Origin of the sequence: Neisseria sp. P0008.S004, from assembly GCF_051962755.1 — a bacterium.
In the GTDB taxonomy this organism is placed as follows: domain Bacteria; phylum Pseudomonadota; class Gammaproteobacteria; order Burkholderiales; family Neisseriaceae; genus Neisseria; species Neisseria subflava_A.
The window spans coordinates 296,129-312,249 of the sequence record NZ_JBQCUZ010000002.1 but is presented as its reverse complement, the minus strand read 5'-3'; the positions used below and the strand labels follow the sequence as shown (position 1 = coordinate 312,249).

At 50.4% G+C, this 16,121-nt stretch carries 13 protein-coding genes; 6 read left to right on the top strand and 7 right to left on the bottom strand.

Features of this window, described 5'->3' with window-relative positions; translation table 11 throughout:
- Positions 1-55: 55 nt before the first annotated feature.
- The 5 genes from znuD to ACTHSW_RS03205 all read right to left on the bottom strand — a co-directional run bounded on the left by znuD (position 56) and on the right by ACTHSW_RS03205 (position 6,274).
- Positions 56-2,344: a TonB-dependent zinc receptor ZnuD gene (gene znuD / locus ACTHSW_RS03225; protein WP_107768897.1), complete on the bottom strand. Its 2,289-nt coding sequence runs from the start codon at positions 2,342-2,344 to the stop codon at positions 56-58.
- Between the two features lie 480 nt (positions 2,345-2,824).
- Positions 2,825-3,268 carry a hypothetical protein gene (locus tag ACTHSW_RS03220; RefSeq protein WP_070461331.1) on the bottom strand — a complete coding sequence of 148 codons (444 nt, stop codon included), beginning with the start codon at positions 3,266-3,268 and terminating at the stop codon, positions 2,825-2,827.
- Complete coding sequence (locus ACTHSW_RS03215) at positions 3,261-4,142, bottom strand: hypothetical protein (protein WP_141743138.1); 882 nt, start codon at positions 4,140-4,142, stop codon at positions 3,261-3,263. Before ACTHSW_RS03215 ends, ACTHSW_RS03220 begins: the two co-directional genes overlap by 8 nt.
- Before the next feature lie 136 nt (positions 4,143-4,278).
- Entirely contained in the window at positions 4,279-4,764 is a 486-nt protein-coding gene (locus ACTHSW_RS03210) for a cupin domain-containing protein (RefSeq protein WP_440373763.1), read from the bottom strand.
- Positions 4,765-4,864: 100 nt separating this feature from the next.
- Entirely contained in the window at positions 4,865-6,274 is a 1,410-nt protein-coding gene (locus ACTHSW_RS03205) for a leucyl aminopeptidase (RefSeq protein WP_440373762.1), read from the bottom strand.
- A gap of 158 nt (positions 6,275-6,432) precedes the next feature.
- Between ACTHSW_RS03205 and lptF the strand changes: the two genes are divergently transcribed.
- The 4 genes from lptF (at position 6,433) to hflX (ending at position 11,160) form a co-directional block, all read left to right on the top strand.
- Positions 6,433-7,548 (top strand): LPS export ABC transporter permease LptF, encoded by a 1,116-nt coding sequence (gene lptF / locus ACTHSW_RS03200; RefSeq protein WP_440373761.1) that lies wholly within the window; start codon positions 6,433-6,435, stop codon positions 7,546-7,548.
- The gene (lptG, locus tag ACTHSW_RS03195; RefSeq protein WP_070461336.1) at positions 7,545-8,615 is read left to right on the top strand and encodes an LPS export ABC transporter permease LptG; all 1,071 of its coding nucleotides are present in this window, start codon (positions 7,545-7,547) and stop codon (positions 8,613-8,615) included. The genes lptF and lptG overlap by 4 nt, the downstream gene beginning before the upstream one ends.
- Before the next feature lie 119 nt (positions 8,616-8,734).
- Entirely contained in the window at positions 8,735-9,955 is a 1,221-nt protein-coding gene (locus ACTHSW_RS03190; RefSeq protein ID WP_234396194.1) for a glycosyltransferase, read from the top strand.
- Positions 9,956-9,999: 44 nt separating this feature from the next.
- Positions 10,000-11,160, top strand: a complete 1,161-nt coding sequence (hflX, locus tag ACTHSW_RS03185; protein WP_070461337.1) for a GTPase HflX — start codon at positions 10,000-10,002, stop codon at positions 11,158-11,160.
- Positions 11,161-11,228: 68 nt separating this feature from the next.
- On the opposite strand, the gene ACTHSW_RS03180 is transcribed toward hflX, so the two are convergent.
- Positions 11,229-11,354, bottom strand: a complete 126-nt coding sequence (locus ACTHSW_RS03180; RefSeq protein ID WP_003678791.1) for a hypothetical protein — start codon at positions 11,352-11,354, stop codon at positions 11,229-11,231.
- A 361-nt stretch (positions 11,355-11,715) separates the two neighbouring features.
- Here ACTHSW_RS03180 and ACTHSW_RS03175 point away from each other — a divergent pair, with 361 nt between their 5' ends.
- Both ACTHSW_RS03175 and ACTHSW_RS03170 read left to right on the top strand, forming a co-directional pair.
- Positions 11,716-14,202 carry a heavy metal translocating P-type ATPase gene (locus tag ACTHSW_RS03175; RefSeq protein WP_070461338.1) on the top strand — a complete coding sequence of 829 codons (2,487 nt, stop codon included), beginning with the start codon at positions 11,716-11,718 and terminating at the stop codon, positions 14,200-14,202.
- 37 nt (positions 14,203-14,239) lie between these two features.
- Positions 14,240-14,680, top strand: coding sequence for a DNA polymerase III subunit chi (locus ACTHSW_RS03170; RefSeq protein ID WP_070461505.1), 441 nt, complete (start codon positions 14,240-14,242; stop codon positions 14,678-14,680).
- Between the two features lie 78 nt (positions 14,681-14,758).
- Here the strand turns inward: ACTHSW_RS03170 and ACTHSW_RS03165 are convergent, their stop codons facing one another.
- Positions 14,759-15,979 carry an aspartate kinase gene (locus tag ACTHSW_RS03165; protein ID WP_063075945.1) on the bottom strand — a complete coding sequence of 407 codons (1,221 nt, stop codon included), beginning with the start codon at positions 15,977-15,979 and terminating at the stop codon, positions 14,759-14,761.
- Between the last annotated feature and the right edge of the window lie 142 nt (positions 15,980-16,121).

Sequence of the window (16,121 nt, the reverse complement as noted above, 5' to 3'; positions counted from 1 at the left end):
AGAAAAAGGTTTTCAGACGGACGTCTGAAAACCTTTTTTGTTTGCCTGTCCGATTTTAAAACTTCACGTTCACGCCGCCGGTAAAGCTGCGGCCCATTTGCGGCGTATCAGAGAGGAAACTGCTGTGGGCGTAAACGGATTGATTGAGCAGATTGTCGGCTTTGACGTACCAATTCCACTCGCCATAGCGCGTATTGCGGCGGTAGTTTGCGCCAAGGTTGAGCATATGGTGTCCGGGCGTACGCGTTTCGTAGCGGGCGAGTTTGTTTTGGGCGAACACGCGGTAGTAGTCCAAATTGGCATCGATACGGTCGGTCAGCGAGGCTTTCAGGTGGACGCCGAGGCGCGCAGCCGGAACGCGAGGGGCGTTTTGGTCGTCCTGTGCGATGAAAGGGCGGTTGCCGTAGGCATCTTCCCTGCCGGGTAGGGACGGTAGGTTTTTCAGACGGCCTCGAACATAGTCGCCGGAAACGCCGATGCGGTAGCGCGGTGTCGGTTTAAAGTAGATTTCGCCTTCCGCGCCGTAGAAGTCGGCGCCGGATTGGTTGTAGCGTACGAGCTTCATTTCGCTGTCGTCTTCGATGGATTTGGGGCCGCGTCCGTCGTTTAAGGTTTGGGCGTAGATGTAGTTGCCGAAACGGTTGCGGTAGAGTGCCAGATTGTATTGCCAGCGGTCGCCTTCGTAACCCAGCGCGAGTTCGATGTTGTTGGAACGCTCTTTGTTGAGGTGTTTGTTACCGACTTCGAAGGTGTTGGTGGCGACGTGTTTGCCGTGTGCGTACAGCTCTTGCGTTGACGGCAGGCGTTCCTGATGGGAGGCGGTCAGGCTGAGTTTGTGGTGTGGTGTGAAATACCAGTTGCCCGAAAGTGCGAACGAGCGGGCGGTTTGGCGGTGCGCACCGAGGTCGGGCAGGGGCTGGTTGTAGTAGTTTTCCCGATCAATCAATGCTTTGTCGTACTGGATGGAGGCATTTTGTTTTTCCACGCGTACGCCGCCTTCAAGCGTGAAGTTGTCCCAGTTTGCCTGTTCTACACCGAAAAAGCTGTAATGGCGGACATTGTTGTCAATCAACATCGGTTGTTGGACGGTTTCGGGAATGGCGGAGAGCGCGCTGGATTTTTGTCCCAAATATTGCACGCCCCAGCTGCCTTTCAGACGGCCTATAGGTTGGTGGCGCAACTCGATACGGGCGTTGTGTGTTTTGTTGTTGAAGAAGTTTTCTACTGCATCGCCTGCTTTTTCGTCGTGGTGGTAGTCGTTGCGGTTCAGGTGTACGCGCAGGGCTTCAAAACCTGGGAGCGGCTGCTTCCATTCGGCGCGGAGTTCGTAGCGTTTGTTGCGCAGGTCTATCCAAGGTTTGCCGTTGTGAGCATGGGCGTGTGCATTATCATCGTCGTGGAAGCCGCAGCTCAAGCCTGGATTGTCGTAATCGACGTCTTCTTCGGTCAACAGGTGCGGATAAAGCTGTAAATAGCGTTTGTTAATCAAACTCTTTTGCCAAATAATGTCGGCGTGGCAGTCGTCGTAGAGATGGCTGTGGGCAGGCAGGCCGTAGCGGTCGCGACGGTCGCTGTACGCTACGCCGAGGAAACCTTTATCCCCAACCCAAGACAGGCCGATGCTGCCTGTTTTTGAATCGGCATGGCTGTCGGGCAGTCGTTTCAGACGGCCTTCTTCTTTTTGATAGCGCGGTACGGCATAATCGCCCGATTTGCGGTATAAGCCTTCGGTATGCAGCACGAAGTTGTTGCCCAGTCCGATATTGATGCCTGCGGATGTCAGTTTTTCCAAATTGCCGCTGCTCAAACGCAATCCGGTTTCGCCCGATACGCCGTTTTCAGGCATTTTTTCGGGGATTTTGCCATCGGCAACATCGACCAAACCGGCTACATTGCCCGAGCTGTACAAGAGCGTAACCGGGCCGCGCAGGATTTCGACCTGTTGCGACAAGGCGCTGTCCACCATCAAGGCATGGTCGGGCGAGAAGTCCGCCATGTCGCCCGTTTCGCCGTGATGGTTCAAAACTTTAATCCGTCTGCCTGTTTGACCGCGAATAACGGGAGCGGACGCGCCGCCGCCGTATTGCGAGGCATGAATGCCCGGTACGCCGTCTAAAGCATCGCCCAAGTTGACGGCTTTTTGGCGCAAGGTATCGCCGGAGATGATTTTGTCGGAGGCGGTCGAAGTGTGCAACAGCCCCGAAGTGGCGCGCGGACGGCTTTTGCCGACAACGGTAACCTCGTCCAAGTCCACCGACTGATCGGTTTCATGCGCTTGGGAGAGAATGGGGGTGCTGATTAAAAGAATAGATAAAACAATGGGTTTGAGTGTGGTTTGTGTCATTTTAGTTTCTCATCATATTTCGAAAGGCTGTTATTATATAACATTTCATCATTAATATAACAAGAATTTAAGAAGTAAATCGCATTTGATGCTGAAAAACAGTCAAGCCAAAGCTCATACAAACAGTGAAAAACCAAAGGTCGTCTGAAGCCCAATATCTTGAAAATGATAAAAAAGATGGAAACAACGGCGGCGCACCATCCCCCCGTTTGCTTGGAACGAATCATGCTGCCTAAACAGCAAAAAAGGTCGTCTGAAAACGTAATATGGTTTTCAGACGACCTTGTCGGTTTGATAACTGCTATTTGGCGGCTTGGGCGGTTTAGATCGGGAAAAAACGCGCTTCGTAATTTTCGATGTTCAAATGAGTTCAAGGGATTTAGACATAAAAGTCCTTAACAGTTGGTTAGACATTGTATAAATCAATGTTTAACCAACTGTTAAGGGGTGCTTGCTGACTATTTAACAGATACTAGAAAGTTATTGATAAAATTCTAAAACAGCTTTAGCAGTGTCATACAATATAAACAATGCATAAATAAATACTGTTAATAACAAAATTTCCAAACTGGCATTAATAATAGTCGGATTCCAAGCCCAATCTATTTTTTTCGATAAAATAGAAAGAACTAGACCACTACCTATCAAAGCAATTTGTTCACGAATAGACAACAACATTTGTGATTTGGTAGCACCAAAGATTTCATTAACTTTTTTTTGATGTTCTCGACTGATTTCATACATTTTTGACAAAATGACAGCTATTGTTGCAGTGTTAATAGCCATCAAAGTAACCAGAATATTGAGCAAATTGTCCTGCATGAATTCTCTGACAAAAGAAATCCCAAATAATGCTTGAATGGCACAAATAACCACAGCAATGACAAAAGATTTGGCAAAGGTGTCAGCAATAGTTTTAATCATTTTCTCTACAAGAATCTTGAATTTTGTCAACAAGGTTATAGGGGTGATATTCAATAGTAATCTCATCAACCGTTAAACTAGAGTGTTCAGTTTTGACGTTGGTAATTGCTTTGACACCTTTATACTTTACTCTAATATTTCCACCTCCTTTACTGCTGTAATCTACCAGTTCAGGAAGTTGCGGCATACTGGGTGAAATATTCAAAGTACCATTTTCGGGAGCAGTCAAAGTCAATTCTGTTGTGGCAGAATTGGACATTTTAGCTATGGCTTTTAATTCTTCACTTAATGACTGAGAAATAGAAGCCATGTTAGGTGTAACTATTTTGAAGATAACCTTTTCTAAGTTGCGACCTTCAATAAATTCCCAAAAGGATTTCTTATCAAATATCGGATTGATTTGCACATTTAAATTATGAATAGCAAGTATTTCATTTAAACGTTTTTCCAAGGTTGCTGCTAATGAATTAGTACTATGAAATGCTATTGGTCGATATTCAATAGCAATAATTTGTTGCTCTGGGTCATTCCAAATAAGTACAAACGCACTTGGCCAATTTTCTTCGGAAACCGATTCAAAATTTTCTGTTTCTCTCTTCAATCGCTTACGTGTAGCAACTTTAAATACAAAAAGTTGCTCACTTTCATCTGCATGGGTACTTGGGAAAATTTGCTTAATTCTTATCTTTCTAGTCGTTTCTTCATATAAATTCAAATCACTCTGCAGGATAAGATTATTAAAGGCTTCGATAAAAAATGCATTTTTATTTTGGATTACTTCTTCAACTGTCATATCCCCAAAAGGCAGACGTTCTTGAATGCGTTCATTCGAAATAATTTGATAGCGATATAAGTGAAAAAGACGGTTAGCCATAATTGATTGAACTCAAGAATAAAACAAGTTCAATCATAACATGATTTAATATAGAAACAATGGTTACTCTAACCCGATTACAGTACCTGAAGCAGCCGAAATCTTGTGTCTAGGTTTCGGCTGTTGGATAAATGGGTTATTTTGTAAAGGTCTTAGTTTGGGCAGCAGCAGTTTCGGCAATCAGATCAAGGAAGACCAACGGCTTTTTGCCGATATTTTTGAGTGCGTGGGACTGGCCGGGGCGGGCGATGGTAATGTCTCCGGCGCCGACTTCGGTTTGTTTGCCTTCGCTGTCGGTAAACAGGCCTTTGCCCGATACGATGATGTAGACGTCTTCATTGCCGGTATGTTTGTGCTGACCGATGGAAGCGCCCGGCGGCAGTGTCAGCCAGCCGATTTCTTTGAATGCGTCTTGGTCGGCGGTTTGATGGCGCGTGAAGGCAAAGCTGCCGAGCAAGGGGCCTTGGCCTCCGGCTGCGTTTTCGCGGTTCCATTCAGTTAAGTCGGCTTTTTTGTACACTTGGATGCTGCGGTCGGTGGGGGTGGTTTGTTCGGCGGCTTGAGTGTTTAGAGATGTGCCGAGCAGAAGGGCGACAGATAATGCGGCAAATAGTGGTTTCATGGTGGTTCTCCGTTTGTCAGGTTGAGTCAGATAATGCGGATTCCGTTTTCAGACGGCCTGCAGGGTTGAAACGATTAACCCCGCAGGCTTCCCCCAAGATTTATTTCACATTGCGCAGATAGTTCAGCAATAAAGGAACAGGGCGGCCGGTCGCGCCTTTTTCACCGCCGGATTTCCATGCGGTACCTGCGATGTCGAGATGTGCCCATGGATAGTCTTCGGTGAAGTAGGACAGGAATGTTGCGGCGGTAATCGTGCCTGCGCCGGGCGTGCCGATGTTTGGAATGTCGGCAAAGTTGGATTTGAGTTGGTCTTTGTAGGTTTCAAAGAGCGGCAGTTGCCATGCTTTGTCGTCCACATTGCGGGAAGCGGCCAGCAGGCTGTCGACCAAATCTTGATTGTTGCCCATTACGCCGCTGACGTCATGACCCAGGGCGATAATGCACGCGCCGGTCAGGGTGGCGACGTCGATGACGGCTTTGGGTTTGAATTGTTCGGCGTAAGTGAGCGCGTCACACAAAATCAGACGGCCTTCAGCATCGGTGTTCAACACTTCGATGGTCAAGCCTTTCATGCTTTTTACGACATCGCCCGGTTTGTTGGCCGCGCCGGAAGGCATGTTTTCACAAGTGGCGACGATGGCAATCAGGTTGATCGGCAGTTGCAGTTTGACGGCGGCGCAGAAGGTACTGATGACGGTTGCCGCGCCGCACATATCGAACTTCATTTCGTCCATGTTCAGGCCGGGTTTGAGGGAAATGCCGCCAGTGTCGAAGGTAATGCCTTTGCCGACCAATACCACAGGCGCGGCTTCTTTGTCGGCCGCACCGAAATAGCTCAGTTCGACCAAATATGGGTCTTCGACGCTGCCTTTGGCGACAGACCAGAACGAACCCATGTTTTCTTTGATGTAGTCTTTTTCAATGATTTTGGCGTGTGCACCCAATTTTTCGGCTTCGGCTTTGGCGGTACGCGCGAGGAATTCAGGCGTGCACTCGTTTGGTGCGGCATTGCCTAAGTCGCGGCAGAGGCTTTGTCCGTAAACTTGCGCTTCGGCAACGCGCAGGGCTTCTTTGACGGCGGCTTCGTGTGCGCTGTGGAACACGGCTTCTGCAAATTTGGCCGGTTTGGCTTCTTTTTTGTAGCGGTCGAAACGGTAGGCGGCGTTGCCGAACGCAATCGCAAACGCCTCGGCAACGGCTGCTGCTTGCGCTTCTTCAAAGGCGTGAACGTCCACATTGACCGTTTCTTGGTTTTGCGCCCATTTGGCGGCTTCGGCGGCGGCTTTGTTCAATGCGGCGCGGTCGGTTTTTTCGAGGCGGGCGACGGCGACTGCCTGCAAACCGTTGTCCGTCGGGATTTTGGTGTCGGCGAAATTTTGACCTTCTTCAAGGGAAGCGAAGAGGGCGAGGGCAGTCGGGTTGCTCAGTTGCGATGCTTCGGCGCAGACAAATAATTGCGCACCTGCCTGTTGAGCCTGCAAAGTTTCGGCTTTTGTGCTAAATTTCACGTTTATTCTCCTGATTGGAACGGTTGTCGGTTATTCAGACGGCCTGTTGACCAACCGTCCGAACAGATGAAAATCATTGTACTCCATTTGTGTCATGCCGTCTGAAGCCTTATGAATAAATATAGGTTTCCCATAAACCGTATACCACGCTCAATCTTATGATTTACCAAAGAAACTTTATTAAAGAACTTTCCTTTACCGCCGTCGGCATCTTTGTCGTCCTCTTGGCGGTATTGGTGTCCACGCAGGCCATTAACCTGCTTGGCCGCGCAGCCGACGGGCGTGTCGCCATCGATGCCGTGCTGGCCTTGGTCGGCTTCTGGGTCATCGGCATGACGCCGTTTTTGCTGGTGTTGACCGCATTTATCAGTACGCTGACAGTATTGACCCGCTACTGGCGCGACAGCGAGATGTCGGTTTGGCTCTCCTGCGGATTGGCATTGAAACAATGGATACGCCCGGTCATGCAGTTTGCCGTGCCGTTTGCCATTTTGATTGCCGTCATGCAGCTTTGGGTGATGCCGTGGGCAGAGTTGCGCAGCCGCGAATATGCCGAAATTTTGAAGCAGAAGCAGGAATTGTCTTTGGTGGAAGCCGGCGAGTTCAATAACTTGGGCAAGCGCAACGGCAGGGTTTATTTTGTCGAAACCTTCGATACAGAATCCGGCATCATGAAAAACCTGTTCCTGCGCGAACAGGACAAAAACGGCAACGACAACATCGTTTTTGCCAAAGAGGGCAATTTTTCGCTGACCGACAACAAACGCACGCTTGAATTGCGCGACGGCTACCGTTACAGCGGTACACCCGGCAAAGCCGATTACAACCGCGTTTCTTTCCAACACCTCAGCCTGATTATCAGCACCACGCCCAAACTCATCGACCCTGTTTCACACCGCCGTACCATTCCGACTGCCCAACTGATTGGCAGCAGCAATCCCCAACACCAAGCGGAATTGATGTGGCGTATTTCCTTGACCGTCAGCGTTTTGTTGTTGTGTCTGCTTGCCGTGCCGCTTTCTTATTTCAATCCGCGTAGCGGCCATACCTACAATATCTTGATTGCCATCGGTTTGTTTTTGGTTTACCAAAACGGGCTGACCTTCCTGCGCAATGCTGTGGAAGACGGCAAAATCCATTTTTGGCTCGGACTGCTGCCTATGCACATCATCATGTTTGTGATTGCCGTCGTCCTGCTACGCGTGCGCAGTATGCCCAGCCAACCCTTCTGGCAGGCGGTTGCCAAAAGTCTGACATTGAAAGGCGGAAAATGAACCTGATTTCACGTTACATCATCCGTCAAATGGCGGTTATGGCGGTTTACGCCCTCCTTGCCTTCCTCGCTTTGTACAGCTTTTTTGAAATCATCAACGAAGTCGGCGATCTTGGAAAAGGCAGCTATAACGGCGCAAAATTGGGGCAGTATGTTTTAATGCAGATGCCTGCGCGCGCATATGAACTGATGCCGCTTGCCGTTTTGATCGGCGGCCTGATTTCCCTCAGCCAACTGGCTTCCGGCAGCGAGCTGACCGTTATCAAAGCCAGCGGCATGAGCACCAAAAAACTGCTGTTGATTCTGTCGCAGTTTGGTTTGATTTTCGCCATTGCCACCGTCGCTCTTGGCGAATGGGTTGCTCCCACTCTGAGCCAAAAAGCCGAAAACATCAAAGCTGCGGCCATCAATGGCAAAATCAGTACCGGCAATACCGGCCTTTGGTTGAAAGAAAAAAACAGCATTATCAACGTGCGCGAAATGCTGCCCGACCATACGCTTTTGGGCATCAAAATTTGGCAGCGCAACGATAAAAACGAACTGACCCAAGCGGCAGAAGCCGAATCAGCCGTTTTGAATCCCGACGGCAGTTGGCAGCTGAAAAATATCCGCCGCAGCATATTGGGCGAAGATAAAGTCGAGGTCTCCACTACCACCGAAGAAAACTGGCCGATTTCCGTTAAACGCAACCTGATGGATGTATTGCTCGTCAAGCCCGACCAAATGTCTGTCGGCGAATTGACCACCTACATCGACCATCTGGAAAAAAACAACCAAAATACCCAAGTCTATGCCATCGCATGGTGGCGCAAGCTGGTGTATCCCGTTGCCGCATGGGTGATGGCGCTTGTTGCCTTCGCCTTTACGCCGCAAACCACGCGCCACGGCAATATGGGCTTGAAACTTTTCGGCGGTATCTGCCTTGGTTTGCTGTTCCACTTTGCCGGACGGCTCTTCGGCTTTACCAGTCAGTTGTACGGTGTGCCGCCGTTTTTGGCGGGCGCATTGCCGACGGTTTTGTTTGCACTGTTGGCGGTGTATCTGATACGCCGTCAGGAAAAAAGATAAGGCAAAATAAACTTCAGGCCGTCTGAAAGGCAATCTTCAGACGGCCTGAGTATTTTGTGTGCAAAAAACAAAATGCTAAAGTAAAATAATACCTTTCCAAACCAATGCGGCTATTGAAAATGTCCCAAACCATCTGCTTGAATATGATTGTTAAAAACGAAGCGGCAATCATCGAAGAAACACTGGCCAACATCACCGACCACATCAAACTTGACTACTATGTCATCAGCGACACCGGCTCGACCGATGATACCGCCGGCGTGATCCGCCGCTTTTTCGATGCAAAGGGCATCGCAGGCGAGATTCATCATGATGGTTGGCAAAATTTTGCATACAACCGCAATCAAGCGTTGAAACACGCAAAAGACAAAACCGATTACGTGTTGATTTTTGATGCGGACGACCGCTTTGAAGGCAAATTGGAATTGCCCGAGCTGACCGCCGACCGCTACCGCCTCCGCATGAGAAATGCCATGGGCAGCGTGGTTTATTATCGTCCGCTGTTGTTGCGCAATGACGGCACATTCTACTGGCGCGGCGTGTTGCACGAATTTATTGAAACCGACAAACAAGATACCAGCGAAGCCACGCTTCATGGCGACTATACGGTACTCAGCGGCCGTTTCGGCGCGCGCAGCAATATGGCGAACAAATACCTGCTTGACGCCGTTTCTTTGGAAAAAGCGTTTTACAGCCCTGAAGATGAAGACCTGAAACCGCGTTACGCCTTTTATGCGGCACGTTCTTATTGGGATTCTGATATGCCCGAGCGTGCGAGCGAATGGTTTAAAAAACGCATCGAGTTGGGCGGTTGGATCGAGGAAGTGTCGGTTTCTTACCAACAGCTGGGCGAGTGCTACAAATTAATGGGCAAACGCGATGAAGCCTTGGCGACTTGGTTGGCAGGCTATGATTACAACCCGCGCCGTGCCGAATGTCTCTACCTTGCGCAAACCATGTTGCGCCAGGAAGGGAAATACCGCATTTCCCATGCGATCGGTCTGATGGCGAAACGTATCCCGTTCCCAACAGACGATATTCTTTTTGTCCAAAGCAATGTTTATCAGTTGGACATCGATTATGAATTGTCGGTTACCGCCTATGCGGCCGGCGATTTGCGCCAAGGCTATGAATCTTGCCGCCACTTGCTCTTGCTTAATGTACGCGAGGCATTGACCACGGTGACCATGCAAAATATGTGGCTCTACCGCGAACACGCGCAAACCGAAACGCGCGAAGTGTTGGAGCAGCTGGTGGCCGTAATGCAGCCTTATGCCGCGCAAGGCGGACGTTTGGCAGAAGTGACCGAATATTTTGCCGATATTTTGAAAAACCGTTAATTAGCACTTTGACCCAGCCATAAGGCCGTCTGAAAGGAAATTTTTTGAGCAAGCGCAATCTGTTTTCCGTCGATAAATCTTTGGAGCAGCCCGAACGCGTCCTCTTGGTCGGCGTAATGCTGACGGCGGACTATTCTGGCGCAAATGAAACGCGCGAGCGCGGCTTTCAGACGGCCTTGACCGAAGCGGCAGAATTGGTGAGCGCGGCCGGAGGCGATTTGGTTTCTATCGAAACTTCACGCCGCGACAAACCGCATCCGGCTTTGTTTGTCGGTACGGGTAAGGCGGAAGAATTGGCGGCAGTGGTCAAGCAGCATGATGTCGGGCTGGTCGTGTTTAACCACGAACTCACGCCGACACAAGAGCGTAATCTGGAGAAAGAGCTTCAATGCCGCGTCCTCGACAGAGTGGGTTTGATTTTGGCGATTTTTGCCAAACGCGCCCAATCGCAGGAAGGTAAGTTGCAGGTGGAGCTGGCTCAGTTGAACCATTTGAGCGGACGGCTGGTACGCGGTTATGGACACCTGCAAAGTCAGAAGGGCGGTATCGGCTTGAAAGGGCCGGGCGAAACCCAGTTGGAAACCGACCGCCGTTTAATCGGACAAAAAATCACGGCATTGAAAAAACAGCTTGCCGATGTCCGCAAACAACGCGCCACGCGCCGCAAATCGCGCATGAGCGGCCGTCTGAAAACCTTTGCCATTGTCGGCTATACCAATGCCGGAAAATCCAGCCTGTTCAACCGCCTGACCAAAGCGGACGTATTGGCGAAAGACCAATTGTTTGCCACTTTGGATACCACTGCGCGTCGGCTTTTTCTGTCGCACGAGGCGAGCGTGATTTTGACCGATACCGTCGGCTTCGTCCGCGATTTGCCGCACAAGCTGGTGTCGGCGTTTTCCGCTACTTTGGAAGAGACGGCGATGGCGGATGTGCTACTGCACGTTGTTGATGCGTCCAATACCGATTTTGAACGGCAGATGGACGATGTCAACGAAGTCTTGGAAGAAATCGGCGCGCATGAAATTCCGCAATTGGTGGTGTACAACAAAATCGATTTGCTGCCGTCAGGTATGCGTGAAGCAGGCATTTTGCGCGACAATTCCGGGCATGCCGTCGGCGTGAATGTTTCCGTTGCAGAAAGTTTGGGCTTGGACGGTTTGCGCGAAGCAATGATTGAATTGGCCGTACAGCCAAGTGCTTGATAGTATGGAATGAAACAAGGCCGTCTGAATGTTCAGACGGCCTTACCGTAAAATTCTAAATCTGAGGATTATGCCGACAGAGGGCTTTTCTTTTTGAACACGCTTTCGTAAAGCATCCAAGCGGCGAGGCTCAGGTATACGGTGCTGGACAAAATGCCGATAACGGCGAAGATAGGCATAAGGCGATCAATCATGGTGAGGTTTCCCAATAAGTTAGTTTTATAAGTAAATGTGTGTTTTTTTATTTCCGTCTTCGCGGAATGCCTAAAGTATGCTGCTTAAATGGATTGAGGTCAATAAAAAATGTATTGGAGTTTTTAAAAAAGTTCCATTTTTACATTAAAATAATTGGAAGTTTTTAAGGATAAACGGTATTTATATGTTACCGTTCATCATTTGATAAACGGTCAATACTTTGTTTTCCATATTTTTTATAAAATTCGACAGTCTATTAATTCAAAAGTAAATGAAATGAGGCGGAAAAACGCTTTTTGCTAAAATGTAACACCCTGAAACGATTGTTTCAGGCCGTCTGAAAAATAAATCGAACACATTATGACATCTTCCACACATCCCCAAAAAAACTGTTTCCATTGCGGACTTGAAGTCCCGGAGCATCTGCATCTGACGGTTCGTTTTGAAGACGAAGAACACGAAACCTGCTGCGCCGGCTGCCAAGCGGTGGCGCAGAGTATCATTGATGCCGGTTTGGGCAATTATTACAAACAGCGTACCGCAGACGCGGAAAAATCTGAATTGCCGCCGCCGGAAGTGTTGTCACAATTAAAGCTGTACGATTTGCCCGAAGTGCAGGCGGATTTTGTCGAGGTCGGCGCAGGGGATGAGCGCGAGGCGGTGTTGATGCTGGGCGGCATTACCTGCGCCGCGTGTGTGTGGCTGATTGAACAACAGTTGTTGCGCATGAAGGGCGTGGTGCGCGTGGATTTGAATTATAGTACCCACCGCTGCCGCGTGGTGTGGGACAGCGCCCACATCGAATTGTCGGACATTTTGCTGAAAATCCGCCAAACCGGTTATACCGCCGCGCCTTATGATGCGCAAAAAATCGAAGTGCAGGCGCAGAAGGAGCGTAAGCAGTTTATCGTCAGATTGGCCGTGGCCGGACTGGGTATGATGCAGACGATGATGTTTGCTCTGCCGACTTATTTTTACGGCGGCGACATCGAGCCGCTTTATTTGGAAATCCTGCATTGGGGCGGCTTTTTGATGGTGTTGCCCGTTGTGTTTTACAGCGCGTTGCCATTTTACCGCGGCGCATGGCGCGACTGGAAAAACCGCCGTGTCGGCATGGATACGCCGATTGCCATTGCCATTGTGATGACCTTTATTGCGGGTATTTACAGCCTGGCCACCAACGCAGGGCAGGGCATGTATTTTGAATCTATCGCCATGCTGCTGTTTTTCCTGTTGGGCGGGCGTTTTATGGAACAGATTGCCCGACGCAAAGCAGGCGATGCGGCGGAGCGGTTGGTCAAACTGGTTCCGGCATTCTGCCACCGTTTGCCATCTTATCCGGAAAGTGAAGCCATCGAAGAAGCCGCAGTCGTCCGCCTCAATATCGGCGATACGATTGTTGTGAAGCCCGGCGAAGTCATTCCGGTGGACGGTACGGTTTTATCCGGCGAGAGTGAAGTTAACGAAGCCATGTTGACCGGCGAAAGCCTGCCCATCGTGAAAAGGCCGTCTGAAAAAGTAACCGCCGGCACGCTCAACACCAGCAGCCCTTTAATCATCCGCACCGACCATACCGGCGGCAACACGCGCCTGTCCCATATCGTCAAACTGCTCGACCGTGCGCTGGCGCAAAAACCGCGTGCCGCCGAGTTGGCCGAAAAATACGCGTCCAGTTTTGTATTTGGCGAGCTCTTGCTTGCAGTTCCTGTTTTTATCGGCTGGGCTTGGTATGCCGATGCGCACACCGCCTTGTGGATTACCGTTGCCCTGCTGGTCATTACCTGTCCGTGTGCCTTATCGCTTGCCACTCCGACCGCACTGGCTGCTTCTACCGGTGCGCTTGCCAAAGACGGCATTCTCATCAGCGGCAAACAAAGCTTGGAAACGCTTGCTCAAATTGACGATGTCGTGTTCGATAAAACCGGTACGTTGACCAAAGGGCAGCTTTCCGTCAGCCGTATGTTGTCCGCAGGCCGTCTGAACGAGGCCCAAGCCCTTGCCGTTGCCCAAGCATTGGAGCAGCAATCCGAACACCCCATCGCCCGTGCCATTTTGAACCATACGCTTTCAGATGGCCCCATATCCGCGCTTGATGTGAAAGTGCAGCAACGGATCAACCGTATCGGACACGGCGTCAGCGCGCAAATCGAATTTGATGGCGAAATCCAGGTTTGGGCTTTGGGCAAAGCGGCATTTGTTTCTGAGATCGCCGGTAATCTGCCTGAAACATTTGCCCATATCGACCACACAGGCAGCATTATTTTCTTGGGCAATCAAAGCGGTTTTCAGACGGCCTTTTTGCTAGAAGACCAAATCAAAGACAGCGCCGCTGAAATGTTGCAAAACCTGAAACAACACGGCATCCGTCTGCACCTTTTAAGCGGCGACCGTCAGGCTGCCGTAGCCCAAGTCGCGCAAGAGCTGGGTTTGGATGCCTATCGTGCCGAAGCCACGCCTGAAGACAAGCTGGCTTATGTGGAAAATCTGCAAAAACAAGGGCGTAAAGTCATGATGATCGGCGACGGGATCAACGATGCCCCCGTCCTTGCCCAAGCCGACGTATCGGCTGCCGTGGCCACGAGTGCCGATGTGGCGCGAGACGGTGCGGATGTGGTTTTGCTCAATGATGATTTGAACGTTTTACCCGTGATGATGGAACAGGCACGCCGTACCCATCAAATCATCCGCCAAAACCTGACTTGGGCGAGCGCATACAATCTGGTTGCCGTTCCGCTGGCCGTGTTTGGTTACGTTACCCCGTGGATCGCCGCGCTCGGCATGAGTTTCAGCTCGCTGCTGGTATTGGGCAATGCCTTGAGATTGTTGAAAACCAAAAAGGCCGTCTGAAAACGGCAAATCCATTGCCTAAATGAAAGAATACGCCATGCCTAAAGCCACTTTTTATACACACGTCGCCCAGCCGGCCGCCTTTGCCTGCCGCCTGATTGCCCGCGCCATACGCGATGGCGGGCAGATTTTGGTATGGTCGGATTCTGCTGCGGCCATGCAGCAACTCGACATTGATTTGTGGCAGCAGATTCCCGAAAGCTTTATTCCGCATGAAGTCTGGCTGCCTACCGACCCCATGCCGTCTGAAACGCCGGTATTGCTTGCGTTTGGAAACTCATTGCCGAATATTTCGCAAGATTGCACGGTTTTGAACCTGTCTGCCGATTTCTGGAGCCAAGCCCCGGCCATTCCAAATCGTATCCTTGAGATTGTGGGCAATAGCTTAGAAGATTTGGCCGAAGCCCGAGACCGTTTTCGAGCTTATCGTCAGAGCGGATTTGAGATTGAGCATTTTTCGAGAGAAGGGAAGGATTGAGTATTGAAACAGCAAGGTTTTAATATAAAAGGCCGTCTGAAACAATAAAGTTTCAGACGGCCTTTTGATTGGCTGGAATTAGTTGCCCAAGTCGAATGCTTTATGTAGAACGCGGGTGGCCAGTTCCATGTATTTTTCGTCAATCAGGACGGATACTTTGATTTCGGAAGTTGAAATCATTTGGATGTTGATGCCTTCTTCTGCGAGGGTGCGGAAGATTTTGGCGGCTACGCCGACGTGTGAACGCATGCCCAAGCCGACTGCGGAGACTTTGCATACGGTGTCGTCGCCGTCGATGTAAGCGGCGCCGATGCTGTCTTGGCGTTGTTGCAGGAGTTCGATGGTTTGTTTGTAGTCGCCGCGTGGAACGGTGAAGGAGAAGTCGGTTGTGCCTTCACTGCCGACATTTTGGATGATCATGTCGACTTCGATGTTGGCATCGGCAACTGCGCCGAGGATTTGGTAGGCAACGCCGGGTTTGTCAGGTACGCCGCGTACGTTGATGCGTGCTTGATTTTTGTCGAATGCGATACCGGTTACGGCTGCTCTTTCCATGTTGTCGTCCTCTTCAAAGGTAATCAGGGTGCCGTTGCCGCCATCTTGCAGGCTGCTGAGTACGCGCAGGCGCACTTTGTATTTTCCGGCGAATTCTACGGAGCGGATTTGTAAAACTTTTGAGCCAAGGCTGGCCAGTTCGATCATTTCTTCAAAAGTGATCGTGTCCATGCGGCGCGCTTCGGGTACGACGCGCGGGTCGGTGGTGTAAACACCGTCCACGTCGGTGTAAATTTGGCATTCGTCGGCTTTGAGGGCTGCGGCGATAGCAACGGCGGAGGTATCCGAACCACCACGGCCAAGAGTTGAGATATTGCCTTCGCTGCTGATGCCTTGGAAACCGGCTACGATAACGACTTTTCCGGCGGCCAAATCGGCACGCATTTTCTCGTCGTCGATGTTTTCGATGCGGGCTTTGGTGTGGGAAGTGTCGGTTTGGAGGGCGACTTGCCAGCCGGTGTAGCTCTTGGCGTCAACGCCGATGTCTTTCAGGGCCATGGCCAGCAGGCCGATGGTCACTTGTTCGCCGGTAGCGAGAACGACGTCGAGTTCGCGCGGATCGGGATGCTCTTGCATTTCGTGCGCCAGTGCGACCAGTCGGTTGGTTTCGCCGCTCATGGCGGATACGACGACTACGATGTCGTGTCCTTCGGCGCGGGCTTTGGCGACACGTTTGGCTACGTTTTTGATGCGTTCGGGCGAGCCTACTGATGTGCCGCCGTATTTATGTACGATTAACGCCATGTTTCGTGCTTTCTTGTGGGGGGTTGTCGGGCAGCTTGGTTTGCTGGAAAAAGGGTTATTATTACTATTTTTTACATGGAATTCAAGGATGGGACGCGCTTTTTTGAGTAAATACGCATAAAGGGGTTTGGTTAAAAAAGGC